Below are 19,782 nucleotides of genomic sequence, written 5' to 3'. Positions count from 1 at the left end.
GGATACGCATCATGTTGAAGCAAATCCGTCCCGCCCTCGTGATGATGATCGGAATGACCGTCATCCTCGGCCTCGCCTATCCGCTCGCCATGACCCAGGTCTCGCAGCTGATCTTCCCGAGCCAGGCCAATGGAAGCCTGATCACGAGGGACGGCAAGGTCGTCGGTTCCGCGCTGATCGGGCAATCGTTCACCAGCGACCGCTACTTCCACGGCCGGCCGTCGGCGACGACCGGCACCGATCCGAACGACCCGACGAAATCGGTCCTCCAGCCCTACAATGCCGTGAATTCGATGGGCTCCAATCTCGGCCCGACCAATCCGGCCTTGATCGATCGCATCAAGACCGATGCGGCCGCGCTCAAGGCGGAGAACCCGAACGCGCCGGTTCCGATGGACCTCGTGACGACGACCGGTAGCGGCCTCGATCCGGACATCACGCCGGAGGCTGCGAATTTCCAGGTGCCGCGCATCGCCAAGGCACGCAACTTGCCGGAGACGAAAGTCGCCGCGCTGGTCAACGACGGCACGGAGGACCGGCTGTTCGGGCTGATCGGCGAGCCCCGCGTCAATGTCCTGAAGCTCAACTTGGCACTCGACGCGGCGACGGCGAACTGATCATCTCCGCAGGAATTCGGACTTGTCCCGCCTCACCTCTCGGGCGCGGTCCGGGTCTTCACAATGGGCCGGGCGGATCGTTAGATCCGCCCCGAGCCGTTTCGAGCGACAGCGAATGAACGACCTGCAGAAGCGGGATGATGCGAGGCCCTCGCCGGATGCACTGCTGGAAGCGGCGCATCGCGAGGGGCGCGGCCGGCTGAAGATCTTCCTCGGCGCCGCGCCCGGCGTCGGCAAGACCTACGAGATGCTGCAATCCGGCCATGCCCGGCAACGCGCCGGCGTGGACGTCGTCATCGCTGTTGTCGAGACGCATGGCCGCGCCGAGACCGAGGCTCTTGTCACCGGCTTCGAGCTGATCCCGAAACGGAAGATCGCGCATCGCGGCCAGAGCCTGGAGGAGATGGACCTCGACGCGGTCCTGGCGCGGCGGCCGCAGCTGGTGCTGGTCGACGAGCTCGCCCATACCAACGCGCCCGAGAGCCGGCACCCGAAGCGCTACATGGATGTCGAGGAACTGCTCGACGCCGGCATCGACGTCTACACGACGCTGAACATCCAGCATGTCGAGAGCTTGAACGACGTCGTCGCGCAGATCACCCGGGTCCGGGTGCGCGAGACGGTGCCGGACTCGGTCCTCGACAGCGCTGACGACATCGAGGTCGTCGATCTGTCGCCGGCCGACCTGATCAACCGCCTGCACGAGGGCAAGGTCTATCTTCCGACCACGGCGAAGCGCGCGGTCGACCACTTCTTCCAGCCCGGCAATTTGACGGCGCTCCGCGAGCTGGCGCTCCGTCGCACGGCGCAGCGGGTCGACGAGCAACTGCTCAGCCACATGCAGAGCCACGCCATCGCCGGTCCCTGGGCGGCGGGCGAGCGGGTACTGGTCTGTGTCAGCGAGGACCCGCGCGCCCTGGCGCTGGTGCGCTACGCCAAGCGGCTCGCGGACCGGCTGCGCGCCTCGTTCGAGGCGCTTTATGTCGAGACCGCCCGCAGCCAGCAGCTATCCGAGGCCGAGCAGGACCGGATCGCCGAGGCGCTGCGGCTTGCCGAGCATCTCGGCGGCGAGGCGACGACCTTGCCCGGCGGCGACCGGGGCATCGCGGAGGATGTCCTGGCGCACGCCCGGACCCGCAACGTCAACCACATCATCATCGGCAAGTCGGAGCGCTCGCGCTGGTTCGAGATGCTGCACGGCTCCGTCGTGCATGATCTGGTTCGCCGATCGGGCGCGATCAGCGTCCACGTCATCGCCGGCGAGACGGCCCCGCAGCCGTCGAAATCCGCCGCGACAAGGACCGGCACCGGGGCCGGTCAGGCCGGCACGCCACTCCCCTATGTCGTCGCGCTAGCGGCCATTGCCGCAGCCCTCGGCTTCAACAAGCTGATCCAGCCCTTCGTCGGCATCGAGAATGTCGATCTCGTCTTCCTGCTGGCGATCATCGCGGTGGCCGGTCGCTTCGGCCTGCTTCCCGCGCTCGTTGCGACGGCCGCCGCGTCGCTCAGCTACAATTTCTTCTTCCTGCCGCCGACCTACACCCTCACCATCGCCGACCCGACCAATGTCGCGGCGCTGGTGATCTTCGCCGCCGTGACCGTCATCGTCTCCAACCTCGCGGCGCGGGTGCGGGCGCAGGCGATCACGGCGCGGAGCCGCGCCCGCACGACCGAGCAGCTCTATTCCTTCAGCCGCAAGCTCGCCGGCGTCGGCGCGATTGACGACGTGCTCTGGGCGACCGTCTTCCAGGTCGCTTCGATGCTGAAGGTCAAGGTCGTCATCCTGCTCGGGGCCGAGGACCAGTTCTCGGTGCGCGCCGGCTATCCGCCGGAGGACATGGTAGACGCCGCCGATGTCGCGGCGGCCAAATGGGCGTTCGAGCACGATCAGCCGGCGGGCCGTGGCTCTGACACGCTGCCCGGCGGAAAATGGCTGTTCCTGCCGCTGAAGACCGGCCGTGGCGCGATCGGCGCCGTCGGCATCAGCTCCGACGATCGCACCGGCCCGATCCTGACGCCGGACCAGCGCCGGCTGCTTGATGCGCTGGCCGATCAGGCGGCGCTCGCGATCGAGCGCGTCTATCTCGTCGAAGACGTCGACCGTGCCCGCATGACCGCTGAGACGGACCGGCTGCGCTCGGCCCTGCTGACCTCCATCTCGCACGATCTGAAGACGCCGCTCGCCGGCATTCTGGGCGCGGCCGGGACGCTTCGCGATTTCGGCGGCGGGCTCGACGCGGCGACCAAGGATGAGCTGCTCCAGACCATCCAGGATGAATCGGAGCGGCTCAACCGCTTCATCGCCAACCTCCTCGACATGACCCGGCTCGAATCCGGAGCGATCGAGCCGCTCTTCGCCCTGCACGATGTCGACGAGATCATCGGCAGCGTGCTGCGCCGGGCGGCGAAGATCCTGCGCGAGCATCGCCTTACCGTCGCCATCGCGCCGGATCTTCCCATGCTGAAGGTCGATCCGGTGCTGTTCGAGCAGGTGCTGTTCAACCTGATCGACAATGCCACCAAATATGCGCCGGCGGGCAGCGAGATCCGGCTCGAGGCGGTCGCCGGCACGGAGCGGATGACCATCCGCCTGCTCGACGAGGGCAAGGGCGTTCCCGGCAACGACCTCGACCGGATCTTCGGAAAGTTCTATCGGGTCCAGAAGGGCGATCATGTCCGCGCCGGCACCGGGCTCGGCCTGTCGATCGCGAGGGGATTTGTCGAGGCGATGGGCGGCACGATCTCGGCGACCAACCGGACGGATCGCTCCGGCGCGATCTTTACCATCGAGATGCCGGTGCCGCCGCAGGCGGAAACCGTCGAGGAGCCGCTATGACCGCCGCCGCCATCAAGATCCTCGTCGTCGACGACGAGCCGCCGATCCGGCGGCTGCTGAAGGCCGGTCTGGGCACGCAGGGCTATGCCGTGATCGAGGCGCCGGACGGCGGCGCGGCCATGCAACTGGCGGCGTCGGCGGAGCCGGACCTGATCATTCTCGATCTCGGCCTGCCGGACATGTCAGGGCAGGACTTGCTGCGGCACTGGCAGGCGGCGGGCGCTTCGGTGCCCATCCTCGTGCTGTCGAGCCGCACGGACGAGGCCGGCATCGTGCAGGCGCTGGAGGCGGGCGCCGACGACTATGTGAGCAAGCCCTTCGGAATGAACGAGCTGATCGCCCGCATCCGCGTCGCGTTGCGGCACCGGCTGCAGGTGCAGGGCGAAAAGCCGGTCTTCCGGGTCGGCGATCTCTCGGTCGACCTCGTGCGGCGCATCGTCCGGCTGCGCGACGAGGAAGTGAAGCTCTCGCCGAAGGAATACGACATCCTGCGCGTGCTGGTACAGCATGCGGGCAAGGTGCTGACGCATCGCTTCCTCATGCAGGAGGTCTGGGGCGCGGCCTATGACGTCCAGCAGCTGCGGGTCTACATCCGGCAGCTCCGCCAGAAGATCGAAGCCAATCCCGAGCAGCCGATCTATCTCCGCACCGAGACGGGCGTTGGCTACCGGTTTCGCGAATCTGACGGCTAGGTCTCGCATGCCGGCGGGCGGATCGACCGTCGAATGGACGCGAAAGCGAGGCGGATGGCGATAGTCGGAACATCCGCTTTCCGCCTCGCCCGCATCGGGCTATCCAGACGCCGTCGCGCTTGCCCGCGACGCCGCCATGCCAGCCAGGAATTCGTGCCCGATGCCGTCCTCGATCCGAGCCAAGCTGACCGCTCCCGGTCCTTTCGTCCTGATCGAGGACCGTTTGGCCGTGCCGGCGACGGCGGAGCTCTTTGTCGATCCGGTGGAGATCGTCCGCTGCGATCGTAGCGACGACGTCGAAGCGGCGTTCGAACGGATCGAGCGCGGTCTCGCGAGCGGGCTGCACGCCGCGGGCTTTGCCAGTTACGAGCTCGGCTATGTCCTGCAGGAGCGGCTGGTCCCTGCCCTGCCCGAAGGTCGCTCGCTGCCGCTGCTCTGGTTCGGCTTGTTCCGCGAGTCCGTCCGGCTGGCTCCCGGCGATCTGGACGAATTGTTCGGCGCCTCGCCGCCGCCCGAGCCGCTGACGGCGGTCCATCCCCGCCTCGACGAGCCCGCGCATGCGGCGCAGGTCGGGCGGATCCTCGATTATCTCCGCGACGGCGACGCCTATCAAATCAACCTGACCTTTCCCGTCGATTTCCGCTATGACGGCGACCCGCTCGCGCTCTATGCCGCCCTCCGGTCCGGCCAGCCGGTGTCGCATGGCGGCATGATCGCCTTCGAGGGGACATCGATCCTCTCGGTGTCGCCCGAACTGTTCCTGGACGTCGCGGACGGCGTCGTGACGACGCGTCCGATGAAGGGCACGGTCACGCGGGGCGACAACGCGGAAGCCGACGACGCGGCCAAGGAGGAGCTGCGCAACGACCCGAAGCAGCGCGCCGAAAACCTGATGATCGTCGACCTCTTGCGTAACGATATCGGCAGGATCAGCGAGATCGGCTCGGTCGAGGTGCCGGAACTCTTCAAGGTCGAGACCTATCCGACCCTGCACACGCTGACCTCGACGATCACGTCGAAGCTGGTGCCCGGCACATCGCTTGGCGAGCTGATGCGGGCGGTGTTTCCCTGCGGCTCGATCACCGGCGCGCCGAAACTTCGCGCCATGGAGATCATCCGCGAGCTGGAGGCCGAACCGCGCGATGTCTATACCGGCTCGATCGGCGTGATCCGGCCGAATGGCGATCTCCGCTTCAACGTCGCCATCCGCACGGCGGCGGTCTATCCGGATGGCTCCGGCCGCTACGGGGTCGGCGGCGGCATCGTCGCGGATTCGCGGGCCGATTCCGAATATGCGGAATGCCTGCTGAAGGCGCGCGTCCTGACCGATCTCGCCGAGGATTACGGGCTGATCGAGACGCTGCTCTGGTCGCAAGAGACGGGATTCGCGCGGCTGGCGCTGCATCTGGACCGTCTCGCGCGTTCGGCGCAAGCGCTCGGTTTCACCTTCGATCGCGCAGCGGCGGAGGCGCGGCTCGAAGCGCTCGTGCCCTCCCTGTCGGGCGACGCTTCTCACCGCGTCCGGCTGGAGCTTCGCCGGAACGGCGCGCTCGATCTCGTGGCGCCTCGCCTCGCCGCCGAGCCGGACCGGCCGGTGGTCGTCGCGGTCGCGAGCCTCCGCGCCGATGCCGGCGATCCCTTCTTGCGCCACAAGACGACGCGCCGTGGCCTCTACGAGGCGGCCTTCACCGAGGCGACCGGGTTCGGTGCGGATGAGGCGATCCTGCTGAACCGTTCGGGCTTGGTGACGGAGGCGACGCGGAGCAATGTCTTCGTCGAGCGGGACGGCCTGCTGCTGACGCCCCCCGTCCGCGACGGCCTGCTGCCGGGCATCCTGCGCCAGAGCCTGATCGAGAGCGGCGCAGCCGTCGAGCACCCGCTCCGCCTCGAAGATCTTCGTCGCGCCGACCGCTGGTTCGTCGGCAACAGCCTGCGCGGGCTGCGGCCCGCCCGTCTGCTGGAGTGATGCCCGCTAGGGCTTGGCGGCCTCCGCATCGAAGCGGTAGCGGAAGTCGCAATGCTCGGCGCCCTCCATCAGCGTCTGCGTGCGCTGCAGGGTGATCCTCGGATCATAGCCCTGGCAGAAGACGCCGTCGCGATTGCAGGACAGGAGATGCCCGATCGGACCGAGGCCCATCTCGCGATAGGTCTCGGCATAGCGGCAGCGGCGGACGTTGTAGTCGAAATGCGTCTCGCTCGCCCGCAACACCTCGATTTCGAGCGCGTCGTCCTGCGTCCAGAGCGACTGCAGGTCCTGGAAGGTCTTCAGGCTCGTGCCGCCTTCCGTCCGTTCGGCGAAGCCTCGTCCGGCGTCGATGGCGGCCTGGCTGATGGCGGCGTCGAGGATCGCCTGCGCCCTCGCCTCGCCGATTTCGCGCACCATGCCGGCATAGATCGGGGCGATGATCGCCGCCTCGATCCTGCGGCGCTGCAGGATGCCGATTTCGCCTTCCTGCGCCCCGCCGTCGCTCTCGCTCGTTCCCATCGATTGTCCCTCGCCGCGTGGTGTCGACGGCCCGAATGAACGTGTCGGGCGCCCAAAGATGCCCTCATGCTACGCGGAAATCGCCTGTTCCGCCTGATTTTCAGAGCTGCGCCGAAACGGCGGCTTGACCTTCCCATAGTGGGAAGCCCTACGGTCACGTTGTAATTTTCAATCGGAGGCTGTCGTCATGGTCGCGGATACAGAAACCAGGCAGGCTGAACCTGGTCACCACCATGGGCATGACCATGCCTCGACCCATTCCCACGGGCGGCACGGCGACGCCGCAAGCGCGTCGGATTCGGCGAAGCCGGACACGGTGAAGGATCCGGTCTGCGGCATGTCCGTCGATCCTCGGGAGACCAAGCAGCGGGTCCACTATCACGCCAAGGATTATTTCTTCTGTTCCGAATCCTGCCGCACGAAGTTCCAGGCCGCGCCCGATCAATACGCCGCCCATGACGCCGCGCCGGCGCCCGCCTCGGATGCGCCGGAGGGCACGATCTTCACCTGCCCGATGCATCCGGAGATCCGGCAGGTCGGCCCCGGAAACTGCCCGATCTGTGGCATGGCGCTGGAGCCCCTGATCGCAACCGGCGACGAAGGACCGAGCGAGGAACTGCGCGACATGACGCGACGGTTCTGGATCGGCCTCGCGCTCGCCGTTCCCGTCTTCCTGCTCGAAATGGGCGGCCACCTCGTCGATATCGGCCACCTCGTTGGCGGCCGGACGTCGAGCTGGATCCAGCTGGTGCTGGCGACGCCGGTCGTGCTCTGGGCCGGCTGGCCGTTCTTCGTTCGCGGCTGGAACTCGCTGGTCAACCGGTCGCTCAACATGTTCACGCTGATCGCCATGGGAACCGGTATCGCCTGGCTCTACGGCATCATCGCGACACTGGCACCCGGATTGTTCCCGCCGGAATTCCAGAGCCATGACGGCTCGGTGGCGGTCTATTTCGAGGCGGCGGCGGTGATCACAGTGCTCGTGCTGCTCGGCCAGGTCCTGGAGCTGAGAGCCCGCGAGCAGACGTCTGGCGCCATCAAGGCGTTGCTGAACCTGGCGCCGGCGACGGCCCGGCGCATCGCCGAGGACGGCAGCGAAGCGGATGTCGACCTCGGCCATGTCCAGGTCGGCGACCGGCTTCGGGTTCGCCCCGGAGACAAGGTGCCGCTCGACGGCGAAGTGCTGGACGGGCGCTCGAACGTCGACGAATCCATGGTGACGGGCGAGCCGCTCGCCGTCGCCAAGGCCGTCGGCGACAAGGTGATCGGCGGCACGCTGAACGGCCAGGGCTCGTTCGTGATGCGGGCGGAGAAGGTCGGCGCCGATACCATGCTGGCGCAGATCGTCCAGATGGTGGCGAAGGCGCAGCGCTCGCGGGCCCCCATCCAGCGACTGGCCGATCAGGTCTCGTCCTGGTTCGTGCCGATCGTCGTCCTGATCGCACTCGCCGCCTTCGTCGCCTGGGCGATCTGGGGCCCGAGCCCTGCCATGGCCTACGGCCTGATCGCGGCGGTGAGCGTGCTGATCATCGCCTGCCCCTGCGCGCTCGGCCTGGCGACGCCGATGTCGATCATGGTCGGTGTCGGCCGTGGCGCCCGCGCCGGCGTGCTGATCAAGAATGCCGAGGCGCTGGAGCGCATGGAGAAGGTCGACGTGCTCGTCGTCGACAAGACGGGCACGCTGACCGAGGGCAAGCCGCGCGTCACGGCGGTCCGGCCGGTCTCCGGCCTTTCCGAGGACGAACTGCTCCGCCTCGCCGCAAGCCTGGAGCAGGCGAGCGAGCATCCCCTTGCCGCTGCGATTGTCGCCGCCGCGCAGGAACGCGGCTTGCGACTGGATCCGGTCGAGGACTTCGATTCCCCCACCGGCAAGGGCGTGGTCGGCAAGGTCGGCGGACATACGCTTGCCCTTGGCAATGCGCGCTATCTGGCCGAGCTGGGTGTCGATGTCTCCGCGATCGAGGCCAAGGCCGATCAGCTTCGCGGCGGCGGCGCGACGGCGATCCTCGCCGCCATCGACGGCCGCGCCGCCGGCGTGCTGGCGATCGCCGATCCGATCAAGGCGACGACGCAGGAAGCGATCCGCTCGCTGCACGAGGCCGGCATCCGGATCGTCATGTTGACGGGCGACAACCGGACGACTGCGGACGCTGTGGCGCGGGAGCTCGGCATTGACGAGGTGAAGGCCGAGGTGTTGCCGGAGGACAAGGGGAACATCGTCGCGGCGTTCCGGGCCGATGGAAAGGTCGTCGCCATGGCCGGCGACGGCGTCAATGATGCGCCGGCGCTCGCCGCCGCCGATGTCGGCATCGCCATGGGCACGGGCACGGACGTGGCAATGGAAAGCGCCGGCGTGACCCTGCTGCGCGGGGATCTGCTGGGCATCGTCCAGGCGCGCAAACTCAGCCAGGCGGTGATGGGCAACATCCGCCAGAACCTGTTCTTCGCCTTCGTCTACAACGCGGCCGGCATACCGATCGCCGCCGGTCTGCTCTATCCGGTCATGGGTCTTCTGCTGTCGCCGATCCTCGCGGCGGCGGCGATGGCGCTGTCGTCTTTCAGCGTCATCGTCAACGCGCTCCGGCTGCGTGTCACCCGGATCTGATGGATCAGGATCTCCGCGCGACGCGATCGCGTCGCGCGGAGAAATGTCAGGCGATGCGCGCCGTCTCTTCGTGGCGGGCGGGCGGCTCGTCGGCGATGACGCCCTGTTCGGCCGGGATGTCGGTGCGAACCAGGACGCCCGTCGTCTCCGGATGTACGGGGATCGCGATGTCGCCGACCTTCGGCGGATCCGTGGCCTCGATGTCGCGGATCCACTCCCGCCAGATCGCGACGATCAGCGCCATCAGCACGGGGCCGATGAACAGGCCGAGGAAGCCCAGCGTCTTCACACCGCCGACAAGGCCGAAGATGGTCGGCAGGAAGGGTAGCTTGATCGGCCCGCCGACGAGCTTCGGGCGGAGCGTCTTGTCGACAATGAAGAGCTCGACCGTGCCCCAGATGAACAGGGCGACGCCCGCGAAGATCGAGCCGCTGGCGACGAGGTAGAGCGAGACCAGCGTCATCGACAGCGGCGCGCCGCCGGGGATCAGCGCCATCATGCCGGTCAGCACGCCGAGCGTCACCGGCGACGGCGCGCCGGCGATCCAGTAGGCGACGCCGAGCACGATGCCCTCGCCGATCGCGATCAGCGTCATGCCGGTGACGGTGGAGCTGATCGTCGCCGGCACGACGCGGGAAATCCGCTCCCAGCGCATGGGAACGATGCGCTCCCCGAGCAGGTCGATCTTCGACACGAACAGTTCGCCGTCGCGATAGACGAAGAACAGCGTGATCAGCATGAAGACCAGCGTCAGCAGCAGGCCGAACAGGCCGCCGCCCGCCGCGAGCACGGCGCGGTAGATATTGCCGATATTGGCGCCGCTCACCGCATAGATCATCTCGCCGATGGCGCCCGGCCGGCCGACATATTCGCCCCAGCGCACCGCCAGCCATTCGCCGACACCCGGCAGCGACGACATCCACGTCGGCACGTCCGCGCCGAAACGGTTGGTCTGGATCGCCCAGGCCAGCAATTGCCGGACTTCCTCGACGGCGTAGGCGGCCGCGAAGGCGATCGGCACGATCAGGAAACAGGTGAACAGGACGATCGCGAGCGTCGCGGCCGCCGTGCGGTTGCCGCCGACGAATTCGACGATGCGGCGATAGATCGGCCAGCTGGCAAAGCCGATTACCAGAGCGGCTAAAACGGGGACGAGGAAACTGTGAAAGAAGTAGATTCCCGCGACGGCAATCAGGATGAGAAGCCAGCGCGCCGCCGACAGCGGAGGGATCAGGCCCGATCGCGACGATCCCGCGACGCCGAGGAGCCGAGGCTCTCGTGCCTGCATCGGCGTCTCACTAGGGATATTCGATTCTGGCAAATCAACTCCTCCGCTTTGGCCGAGTATCGATCAAGTCGCGTCAAATCTGTATAGGGCAGCGCGGAAAACAGCGTCGCAACCCGCCTGGAATTGAGCGCCCGCGACCGGTTGCACCGTCTTCTCGTCCCATTTTCAGGGCTGGCCCGCCGCTTTCGCCGAACTGAGGACGGCCAGCGCCGCCTCCAGCTCGAAGCGTGCGCCGCGAACCCACACGCCGGGCGGATTTTCGGCCGCCACGGCCTGGATATAGGTCTTGTTGATCTTGGTGCGAATCTCGCGTTCGACGACCTCGCGCAGCTCGCCGGGCAGGAAGAAGCAGTAGGACGTCCAGCCACGCGCGTCCGGCGAGAGCTTTCGCGCCTCCCAGTCGCCCTTCTCGGCGACCAGGTCCTTCTCCTCGACAAAAATGCGCTTCTCGATTTCCGGCACGCGCCCGTTCCCCTGATGCAATTGCAAGGGTGCCGTAGCTGATTCAGACGACGGAAAGAATGCGGTGCGTGCGCACGGGTGGCGATGCACTCAACCGGACGCATGCCGCGAAGGGGCTCAGCGCTCGATCAGGGCCTCGCTGACCTCGCGGCACGCTTCGACCAGCGCCGCGCGGACGCTCTCCTCGAGCGACGGCGTGCCGCGGCGGCTCAGGCAGGGAATGACGACGCTGGCCACCGCCCGGCCGTTCCGATCGAGAATGGGCGCGCAGACGTCGACCACGGCGAGCAGGTCGTGGCTCTGCGCCACCAGCGAGCCGTCCGCCACAATCCGGTCGAGGATCGCATCCAGCGCGTCGGGATCATGCGGCTCGTCGGAAAGGGCCAGGCTTTCGGCGATCAGCCGCGCGCGCTTCTCCGGCGTCTGGAACGCCATGATCGTCTGGCCCGAGCTCGCCTCGATCGCCGGCCGGCGATAGCCGAGCCTGAGGGTCAGATTGAGCTCGGCGCTGCCGGCGGCGGCCGCGATCACGACCGTCTCGCCCCGGTTGACGACGACGAGATGCGACGAAAGCCCGGTATCGTCGCTCAGCCGCTCCATCGCCGGCATCGCCACCTCGACCAGCTTGCGCGATCGCGGCGTACGCATGCCGAGCTCGAACAGCTTGTTGCTGAGCGTCAGCCGGTCGGTCGCGGCGTCGCGATTCAAATAGCCCCGTTCGACCAGCACGAAGACCATCCGGAAGATCTCGTTCTTAGACCGTCCCAGGCTGTCGGCGATGTTGCGGGCCGACAAGGGCTCACCGGCGTCCGCGAGCAGCTCCAGGATTTCGAGCCCCTTCTCCAGCGCCGGCGCGGTGTAGGCCCCCTTGCGGCCGCCCTCCGGGTCGTCACTCTCCGACATCGCGGCTCTCCGGTTTCATCAACGGTCCTTGACTTTATATACAAAGCGACTTTTAGTTTGAAGTGGGAGTGGGGAAGAAAGGCAGGGTTTCCGCAGAGGAAAAGCGATCGACATGGTGCGTGCAGGGAAAAAGCGCCAGCCGATTTGTCATGCCGAATTTTCTGACCAAGACCAGCGCCAGACTGTTCCAGAAAAGAGGGGGAGACGATCTTGAACGAGATGGTTAGAGGGTTTCTCAACGACCGCCTGAACGCGGACGTTAGCCGTCGCCGGTTCATCCAGGGCGCGGCAGGACTTGCCACGATTTCCGTTCTGGGCGCCTCGGCGGGTGCGTCCGCGGCTGAGACTCCGAAGCTCGGCGGGCAGCTGAACTTTCTCGGCTGGGACGGCGAGCATGGCGGCAATGTCGCCAAGCCGTTCCTGGAAAAGAACGGAATCCAGCTTCAGGCTTCCTTCCAGTCGGCCGCCGACGAAGCGCTCACCCGCTTCAACACCGGTGGTCGCGGCGCAATGGACCTCTTGACGCCGAACAAGGACTTCCAGCGCGCGATCCTCGCCTCGAATGTCGAGCTGTTCCAGCCGCTCGACCTCGCCCGCATCCCCACCGCCGCGGGACTGTTCCCGGCGTTCAAGGATGCGCCATGGCTGGTGCGCGACGGCAAGACCTACGGCATTCCGATCATCTGGGGCGACGAGCCCTGCGTCTTCAATCCCGCGAAATGGGACAAGATGCCGGCCCGCTACACGGATTTCGCCGATCCTAAATACAAGGGGCAGCTGGTGCTGCTCGACGACCCTTTCGGCAATATCTGGCTCTATGCCGTTTCGCTCGGCATGAAGGAGCCGAGCCGGCTGACGGCGGCGGAACTCGAGCAGGTCATCGAGGCCATGCTGAAGATGAAGCCGAACGTCGTCACCATCGGCGCGTCGCATGGCGACATGGCCGACGTGCTGATCCGCGGCGACGCCTCGATCGGCATCGGCGGCTGGGCCTATCAGACGCTGATCGCCAAGGAGAAGGGCGTGAAGCTGGTCGTCGGCTCGCCCGAAGTTGACGGCACCTTCTTCTGGTCGGACGCCTACGCCATCGCGGCGGATGCTCCCAACCTCGACAATGCCTATGCCTTCATAGACTTCATGACGTCGACGCAGTCGAACGCGGCGCTCGCCAAGGAGCTCGGCTCCGGCTGCACGGTCGAAGCGGCCTATGACCTGCTCGATCCGAGCGTGCGCGATCTCTACCCCTACGACAATGTGCGCAAACCCGGCGGCGGCATCCTCGGTACGCAGATCGTCGTGCCGCCACAGGAGAATGACGGCGACATCGTCGGCGCGCCCGCCTGGGTCGAAGCCTGGCAGACGTTCAAGGCCTCCTGATCCGTCCCGGCACGACGAGGAATGCAATGATGACGGGCTCCGGCCTGGCCCGCTCTGGGCGTGCGTCCACCAGTCTTCGCCCGCTGCTGCCGGCGAGCCTGCTCTATGTCCTGTTCTTCGCCGTCCCGATGCTCTGCCTGTTCGTGCTGAGCTTCTGGCGAGCGAAGGGGTTCGAACTGATCCCGGACTTCACGCTCGACAATTACGAGAAGGCCGTCGTTTCGAAGCTCTACCGGACGCTGCTCATCCGCACCGTCGTGGTAGGCTTCGTGACGGCTGCCATCGTCGTGCCGATCGCCTTCTCCCTCTCCTACGCGATGCGTTTCGTGTTCGAGCGGCGCGGGCAGCTGATCCTGCAACTGGTATTGCTGTCGCTGTTCAGCGGCTACCTCGTCCGCATCTATGCCTGGCGGACGATCCTCGGGAAGCAGGGCCTGCTCAACTCGACGCTGCAATGGCTCGGTTTGATCAACGAGCCGCTGGAGTTCCTGATCTACAGCAACATCGCCGTCGTCATCACGCTGAGCGGCCTGCTGCTGCCGCTCGCCGTGCTGCCAATCTATTCGGCGCTGCTCAACGTATCGCGCGATCAGATGGAGGCGGCGCGCGATCTTGGCGCCGGCCGCGTCCATCTCATCCGCACCATCCTGCTGCCTCTGGCGATGCCAGGCGTTCGCACGGCGTTTGCCTTCGCCTTCCTTCTGGCGGCGGGCGACTTCGTCACCCCGTCGCTCGTCGGCGGCACGCAGAGCCTCCTGATCGGCAACATCATCGCCGACCAGTTCCGCGGCATCGGCTCCAACTGGCCGCTCGGCGCGGCGCTCGCCTTCGTCACCATCGCCATCGTCCTCGCCATCTATCTGGCCGTCGTCCAGATCCTCGTCCGCGTGACCCGATGATCGCAAAGCTCAGACAACACTGGATCGCCGCGCTCTTCGTGCTGGCGGTGCTCACCTATCTCTATGCGCCGATCGTGGTGATCGTGCTGTTCTCCTTCACCACGTCCCCGCGCCTCTCCATGCCGATCGAGGGCCTGACGCTCTCCTGGTATCGGAGCGCGCTGGACAATCCGCTGATCATCAGCGCCCTCACCAACAGCCTGGTGCTCGCGCTGATCTCGGCGGTGGCGGCCGGCGCCATGGGGGCGGCCTTTTCGTTCGGCCTGATGCGGCTCAAGCGGCCGCATGTGCGCGAGGCCCTGATCGGCGCCAGCCTGCTGCCGGCGATCGTGCCGCTACTCGTCATCGGCATCGCGCTTGCGGTGTTCTTTCGCATGCTCGGCATGCCGCAGGGCCTCGTCAACACCGCGATCGGACATCTCATCGTCTGCCTGCCCTTCGTCGTCCTGACGATGAATGCCCGGCTCGAGACCTTCGACTTTTCCATGCTCGAGGCGGCAAGGGATCTCGGTGCCAGCCCGGTCCGCACCTTCCTCGACATCACCTTCCCGTTGATCCGCCCGTCGGTCGTCGGCGCCGCCCTGCTGGCGGCTGCCCTCTCGCTCGATGAGTTCGTCATCACCTGGTTCAACATCGGCAACCAGCAGAGCGTCCCCGTTCTCGTCTGGGGGATGATGCGCCGGGGCGTCGACCCGTCGATCAATGCCATCGCCACGCTGCTGCTGACCTTGCTCGTCGGCCTCGTGATCTGCTCCAACCTGCTCGGACGAAAGAAGCGCTCGTGACCAACGCCGCCGTTGAAATCATGGGGGTTCGCAAGAGCTTCGGCTCGATGACCGCCCTCGAAGACGTTGATCTGACCGTCGCGGACAATGAGTTCGTCTCGCTGCTCGGCGCGAGCGGCTGCGGCAAGTCCACCTTGCTCCGGATCGTGGCCGGCTTCGAATATCCGACGCGCGGGACGGTGCGCGTTTATGGCGAGGACGTCACGACCCGTCCGCCGGAGCGCCGGCCGACCAATCTGGTGTTCCAACGCGGCGCGCTGTTCCCGCATATGAACGTTTACGACAACATCGCCTACAGCCTGAAGCTGAAGAAGTGGTCGAAGAAGCGCATCGACGACAAGGTCGAGGAGATGCTGGCCCTCGTGCGGCTCGAGCATCTCGGCGGGCGCGGCCCGACGGAGCTGAGCGGCGGCCAGGCGCAGCGCGTGGCTCTGGCTCGTGCCTTGGCCGGCGAACCCAAGGTGCTGCTGCTCGACGAGCCGATGTCGGCGCTCGATCTCAAGCTGCGCCAGCAGATGCAGCTGGAGCTGCGGGCGATCCAGCGCCGGCTGGAGGCCACCTTCGTCTTCGTCACGCATGACCAGACCGAAGCGCTCGTCATGTCGGACCGGATCGCCATCATGAACCGGGGCCGCATCGTCCAGGTGGGCACGCCGCAGGACATCTATCGGCGTCCGGCCAATGTCTTCGTCTCCGACTTCATCGGCCAGACCAACCTGCTGCGCGGCTCGGTGCAGTCGGTGCGAGACGGCATCGCGACGCTCGATGTCGTCGGGACCCGGCTGACGGTCGCATCCGTCGCAGGCGTCTCGGTCGGGGCGCGAGCCGCGCTGTCGATCCGGCCCGAGGCCGTGCGGGTTTTTCGCGAAGAAAGCCTGCCCGAGGGGCGCGGTGTCGAAGGGCGCATCTCCGAGATCATCTATCTCGGCAGCTGGATCCGTGTCGGCGCTGTCCTGGCTGATGGCACGACCGTCTGGGCGGATCTCCGCGACGAGGAAGCCGAGGGGCTCACGGTCGGGGATCTGGTGAAACTGGTCTGGGCGCCCGCGGCGCCGACGCTTCTTCCGGGAGGGAACGAATGACCGATACGACCGAGCGCGCGCCGGTTGAGGCGGATACGATCATCCGCCATGGCTATGTCATCACCATGGACGACGAGAGCCGGATCTTCGAGGACGGCGCCGTCGCGATCCGGGATGGCAGGATCCTCGCCGTTGGCGCGGACGCGGAGGTCGCCGCGCGCTACCGGGCCCGGCGGGTGATCGAGGCGCGTGGCGCACCGGTGCATCCGGGGTTCGTCGAATGCCACCTGCACGCCTCGTTCCAGATCTTTCGCGGCGCCCTGCCCGATCAGCTTTCCGAGGGCGATGCATTCGATACGTTCGAGAGCGTGTTCTTCAACACGGTCAATGACGAGGAGGAATATCTTTCGGTCCTGCTCGCCTGCATGGAGATGGTCCGCAACGGCACGACCTGCTTCCTCGAAGCCGGCACCGTGCTGGAACCCGCCATGGCGGCGCGTGCGGCCGAGCAAGTCGGCATCCGGGCCATCCTCGGCGACGCCTTCATCTGGGACCAGCCGCAGGGCTTCGCACAGGGCATGCTGGAGACCCACGAGGCCGGGTGCCCCGCCTGCGCCGCGCAGGCCAGGGTTCGCACCGAGCTGGCTCGGGCGCCGAAGACCCGCGAGGAGGCGCTGGAGCGGATGGGCGGCGAACTCGCGCGCAACGCGGATCCGGATGCCCTCGTCACCGGCCATGTCGCAATCCTCGGGCTCGGCACCGCCAGCGAGACGCTGATGATGGAGGCAAAGGCCCGCGCCGACGCCGCCGGCGTCGTGCTCAACCTGCACCAGTCCTACAGCCCAGCCGATACCGCCGCAGATCGCGAGCGCTTCGGCAAGGATCCGCTGCTGCATCTGCACGACATCGGCTTCCTCGATCGCAACGTCACCTTCGGCCACGCCAACCATTTGACCGACGCCGAATGCGACGCCCTGCTCGATCGCGGCACCAGCATCGCCTGGGCGCCGGCGGCGTCGATGATGTGGGGCCACGGCGGCTGCTTTGATGGAAGGCATGCCGAGCTGTGGCGGCGCGGCGCCAACATCGCGCTCGGCTCGGATTCCGCCAACTGGTCGAACGATTTCGATCTCTGGCGGCAGGCGAGCCTGGCCGTTCTGACCGCGCGCGAGGCGCATGGCGATCGCGGCTACCTGATCGCCGAGGACGGCCTCTACATGGCGACCCGGGGCGGCGCCCGCGCCGCCGGCATGGAGGAGCGCATCGGCTCGCTGGAAGCCGGCAAGCGCGCCGACATCGTGATCCATACGCTGGACCGGCCGGAGATGATCCCGGTCACCAACATGATCCGCAATCTCTTCTACGCCTCGCGCTCGAAGTCGGTGCACACCGTCCTCATCGACGGCAAGACGATCCTGGAAAATGGCGCGTTCGTCGCGCTCGATGAGCGTCTCCTGTTGACCGAAATCAACAAGGCTGCTCAATCGCTTCTCGCACGCATGGGACACGCTGTGGTTGCCAATGCGCTGCCTCGCATGGAAAGGCGCGGTTGATCATGAAGTCGGATATCGCCACGATTACGCTGTTGCCCGAGCATTTCAGCCGGGCCGAAACGGTGATCGCATCGTTCGCCGGCCTGACGGCATCGACATTTCGCTACAGCACCGGCGTGGCCGGCCTGCGCATCGACAATGGCGTCGGCGTCATCGAGCTGCTGCCCTTCCAGGGCCAGCAGATCTGGGACGCGACCTTCAACGGTCGCCGCCTGACTATGGGCTCGATGTTCGACGAGCCGGAGCCCACCCAGTCCTATGTCGGGAACTATGGCGGGTTTCTGCTGCATTGCGGCGCCACGGCAATGGGCAATCCGAGCCCGGCCGACAACCATCCGCCGCATGGCGAACTGCCGAACGCCCTCTATCACAGCGCCGAGCTCCTGATCGGCGAGGACGAGCACGGCCCGTTCATGGGGCTTTCCGGCCGCTATCGGCACACCGTCGCCTTCACGCACAAATACGTCGCCACGCCGACCGTGCGCCTGCATGCCGGCAGCACGAAGATCCATGCCGGGATCGACATCAAGAACCTCAAGGGTTCGCCGATGGATCTCATGTACCTGGCGCATGTGAATTTCCGCTATGTGCCGGATGCGCGGATCGTCGACACGGTGGCCGACGAGAAGACCGGCTATCGCATCCGTTCGCTGCTGCCGCCGGAAGAGACGCTGTCGGAAGAGTACAAGGTACTGCGCAAGGCCGCCCTCGCCGATCCCGGCCTGCACAAGCGGCTCGACGGCGCCCAGGCGGTCGAGCCCGAGTTGGTCATGTCGATGGACGTCGCGGCCGATCCCACCGGCTGGTCGCATGCGCTGCAGGTGCTCGATGACGGATCGGCCGATTTCATCAGCTATCGTCCGGACCAGCTCGACCACGCCATTCGCTGGATGGTGCGCAACGCGGACCAGGAGGCCTTCGGCCTCGTGCTTCCCGCGACGGCGGAGCCGGACGGCTATCTGGCCGAGAAGGCCAAGGATCATATCCGGCAATTGGCGCCCGGCGAGACCTTCCGCTGCCAGTACGTCTTCGGCGCGCTCGACGCCTCGGAGGCCGCGGCGCTCGAACAGGTCATCGACGCGGCTCGAGAGGCCGGGCGCCGCGTCTGAGCGCCGCCTGACAGCGTTGCCCGCGCCTGGACGGCGCGGGCCATCGGCGGGCGAAGTTCGACGTCAAATAATAAGTTCAGCATGTAATTTGGCGGCGGTACCAATATCGGGCCGTGCGCGTTGACGCGCCATGCGCGGAGCCGGTATCAGTCAGGCGGGGAGCCGGCAGCGGCCGCGCATCCGCTCGCGGATTGCGGCTGGTGCTGGAGTGGCCGGATCCGGCCCACTTCGCGCCCCGACATGGTTCTCGTCGACAGTGAGCGAACACGATGCCGTATGGCTTGATTGCGTCTGATGTACCCGCCCCTCGCGAGAACGGGCTTCGGGCGCCCGCGAGGCTTGCGGGGAGCCTGCTCGGCATGGCGATCGCGCTCGGCTACGCGGCGCCGGCCTTCGCGGCGGACATCGTCGCGCCGGAAGAGCCGGTCGTGGAGGCTGCGCCCGCCGGTTCCGGATGGACCTTCACCGTCGCTCCCTATGTCTGGATGTCGTCGATGTCCGGCGACGTGAAATACGGTCAGAGGCAGGCCCACTTCGACAGCGACTTCTCGAAGCTCCTGAGCAATCTCGATTTCGCCGCGATGGGGACCGTCGAGGCGAAATATGACCGGTTCAGCATCTTTTCCGACCTGCTCTACATGAAGCTTTCGGCCGACGGCAGTTCGCCCAAGGGGCGCCTGGACGTCGCTGTCGGGACGGAGATCCTGCAATGGACGCCCGCGGTCGCCTATTCCGTCGTCCAGACCAGCCGCGGCAATCTTGATGTGCTCGCCGGTGCGCGCCTCTGGTCGATCGAAACGTCGTTTGAGGCGCAGGCCGGCGATCGCGGTCTCGATCGCGAGCACACGGCGACCTGGGTGGACGCGGTCGTCGGCGTGAAGGGACAATATTCCCTCACCGACTCGGTTTTCCTGAGCGGCTGGGCGATGGCCGGTGGCGGCGCTTCCGATTTCAACTGGGACGTGCTGGGGTCGATCGGCTACAAGTTCAACGATCGCTTTTCGGCCACGGCGGGCTATCGCGCGCAGGGGATCGACTACGAGAAGGGGTCGTTCGTCTACGACCAGGTCCTGCAGGGGCCGGTCATCGGCGGAATCATCAAGTTCTGACGCGCATCCCGCGTCCTATTCGCTTTTCGAGCAGCTATCA

General features: G+C 66.6%; 16 protein-coding genes. 12 read left to right on the top strand and 4 right to left on the bottom strand.

Going from position 1 to position 19,782, the window contains the following annotated elements; all coding sequences use genetic code 11:
• Nucleotides 1–11 precede the first annotated feature (11 nt).
• The 4 genes from K32_RS10530 (at nucleotide 12) to K32_RS10515 (ending at nucleotide 6,111) form a co-directional block, all read left to right on the top strand.
• Complete coding sequence (locus tag K32_RS10530; protein ID WP_201403961.1) at nucleotides 12–617, top strand: K(+)-transporting ATPase subunit C; 606 nt, start codon at nucleotides 12–14, stop codon at nucleotides 615–617.
• 115 nt (nucleotides 618–732) lie between these two features.
• Complete coding sequence (locus K32_RS10525; RefSeq protein ID WP_201403960.1) at nucleotides 733–3,453, top strand: sensor histidine kinase KdpD; 2,721 nt, start codon at nucleotides 733–735, stop codon at nucleotides 3,451–3,453.
• Complete coding sequence (locus K32_RS10520) at nucleotides 3,450–4,145, top strand: response regulator transcription factor (protein WP_201403959.1); 696 nt, start codon at nucleotides 3,450–3,452, stop codon at nucleotides 4,143–4,145. Before K32_RS10525 ends, K32_RS10520 begins: the two co-directional genes overlap by 4 nt.
• Nucleotides 4,146–4,305: 160 nt before the next feature.
• On the top strand, nucleotides 4,306–6,111 hold the full coding sequence (locus K32_RS10515; RefSeq protein ID WP_201403958.1) for an aminodeoxychorismate synthase component I: 1,806 nt from the start codon (nucleotides 4,306–4,308) through the stop codon (nucleotides 6,109–6,111).
• A 6-nt stretch (nucleotides 6,112–6,117) separates the two neighbouring features.
• Here K32_RS10515 and K32_RS10510 read toward each other — a convergent pair whose 3' ends face one another.
• Nucleotides 6,118–6,630: an L-2-amino-thiazoline-4-carboxylic acid hydrolase gene (locus tag K32_RS10510; protein ID WP_201403957.1), complete on the bottom strand. Its 513-nt coding sequence runs from the start codon at nucleotides 6,628–6,630 to the stop codon at nucleotides 6,118–6,120.
• Nucleotides 6,631–6,817: 187 nt separating this feature from the next.
• On the opposite strand from K32_RS10510, the gene K32_RS10505 reads away from it, so the two are divergent.
• Nucleotides 6,818–9,235, top strand: coding sequence for a heavy metal translocating P-type ATPase (locus tag K32_RS10505; protein ID WP_201403956.1), 2,418 nt, complete (start codon nucleotides 6,818–6,820; stop codon nucleotides 9,233–9,235).
• A 46-nt stretch (nucleotides 9,236–9,281) separates the two neighbouring features.
• Here K32_RS10505 and K32_RS10500 read toward each other — a convergent pair whose 3' ends face one another.
• From K32_RS10500 to K32_RS10490, 3 genes are all read right to left on the bottom strand, one after another.
• On the bottom strand, nucleotides 9,282–10,523 hold the full coding sequence (locus K32_RS10500; protein ID WP_201403955.1) for an AI-2E family transporter: 1,242 nt from the start codon (nucleotides 10,521–10,523) through the stop codon (nucleotides 9,282–9,284).
• 165 nt (nucleotides 10,524–10,688) lie between these two features.
• Nucleotides 10,689–10,985, bottom strand: coding sequence for a hypothetical protein (locus tag K32_RS10495; protein ID WP_201403954.1), 297 nt, complete (start codon nucleotides 10,983–10,985; stop codon nucleotides 10,689–10,691).
• 117 nt (nucleotides 10,986–11,102) lie between these two features.
• Nucleotides 11,103–11,888, bottom strand: a complete 786-nt coding sequence (locus K32_RS10490; protein ID WP_201403953.1) for an IclR family transcriptional regulator — start codon at nucleotides 11,886–11,888, stop codon at nucleotides 11,103–11,105.
• 219 nt (nucleotides 11,889–12,107) lie between these two features.
• Here K32_RS10490 and K32_RS10485 point away from each other — a divergent pair, with 219 nt between their 5' ends.
• From K32_RS10485 to K32_RS10455, 7 genes are all read left to right on the top strand, one after another.
• Nucleotides 12,108–13,265: a PotD/PotF family extracellular solute-binding protein gene (locus K32_RS10485; RefSeq protein WP_244669983.1), complete on the top strand. Its 1,158-nt coding sequence runs from the start codon at nucleotides 12,108–12,110 to the stop codon at nucleotides 13,263–13,265.
• Between the two features lie 26 nt (nucleotides 13,266–13,291).
• Nucleotides 13,292–14,164, top strand: a complete 873-nt coding sequence (locus tag K32_RS10480; RefSeq protein ID WP_201403951.1) for an ABC transporter permease — start codon at nucleotides 13,292–13,294, stop codon at nucleotides 14,162–14,164.
• Nucleotides 14,161–14,949 carry an ABC transporter permease gene (locus K32_RS10475; protein WP_201403950.1) on the top strand — a complete coding sequence of 263 codons (789 nt, stop codon included), beginning with the start codon at nucleotides 14,161–14,163 and terminating at the stop codon, nucleotides 14,947–14,949. Before K32_RS10480 ends, K32_RS10475 begins: the two co-directional genes overlap by 4 nt.
• Nucleotides 14,946–16,031, top strand: a complete 1,086-nt coding sequence (locus tag K32_RS10470; RefSeq protein ID WP_201403949.1) for an ABC transporter ATP-binding protein — start codon at nucleotides 14,946–14,948, stop codon at nucleotides 16,029–16,031. Before K32_RS10475 ends, K32_RS10470 begins: the two co-directional genes overlap by 4 nt.
• A complete protein-coding gene (locus K32_RS10465) occupies nucleotides 16,028–17,524 on the top strand; it encodes an amidohydrolase family protein (protein ID WP_201403948.1) in 1,497 nt (498 codons plus the stop codon). Before K32_RS10470 ends, K32_RS10465 begins: the two co-directional genes overlap by 4 nt.
• 2 nt (nucleotides 17,525–17,526) lie before the next feature.
• Nucleotides 17,527–18,633 (top strand): DUF4432 family protein, encoded by a 1,107-nt coding sequence (locus K32_RS10460; protein ID WP_201403947.1) that lies wholly within the window; start codon nucleotides 17,527–17,529, stop codon nucleotides 18,631–18,633.
• Nucleotides 18,634–18,992: 359 nt separating this feature from the next.
• Nucleotides 18,993–19,742, top strand: coding sequence for a hypothetical protein (locus K32_RS10455; protein ID WP_201403946.1), 750 nt, complete (start codon nucleotides 18,993–18,995; stop codon nucleotides 19,740–19,742).
• Nucleotides 19,743–19,782: the final 40 nt, after the last annotated feature.

This window comes from Kaistia sp. 32K (genome assembly GCF_016629525.1).
Taxonomy (GTDB): domain Bacteria; phylum Pseudomonadota; class Alphaproteobacteria; order Rhizobiales; family Kaistiaceae; genus Kaistia.
The sequence above is the reverse complement of the archived record's forward strand: the minus strand, read 5'-3'. Positions and strand labels throughout refer to the sequence as shown.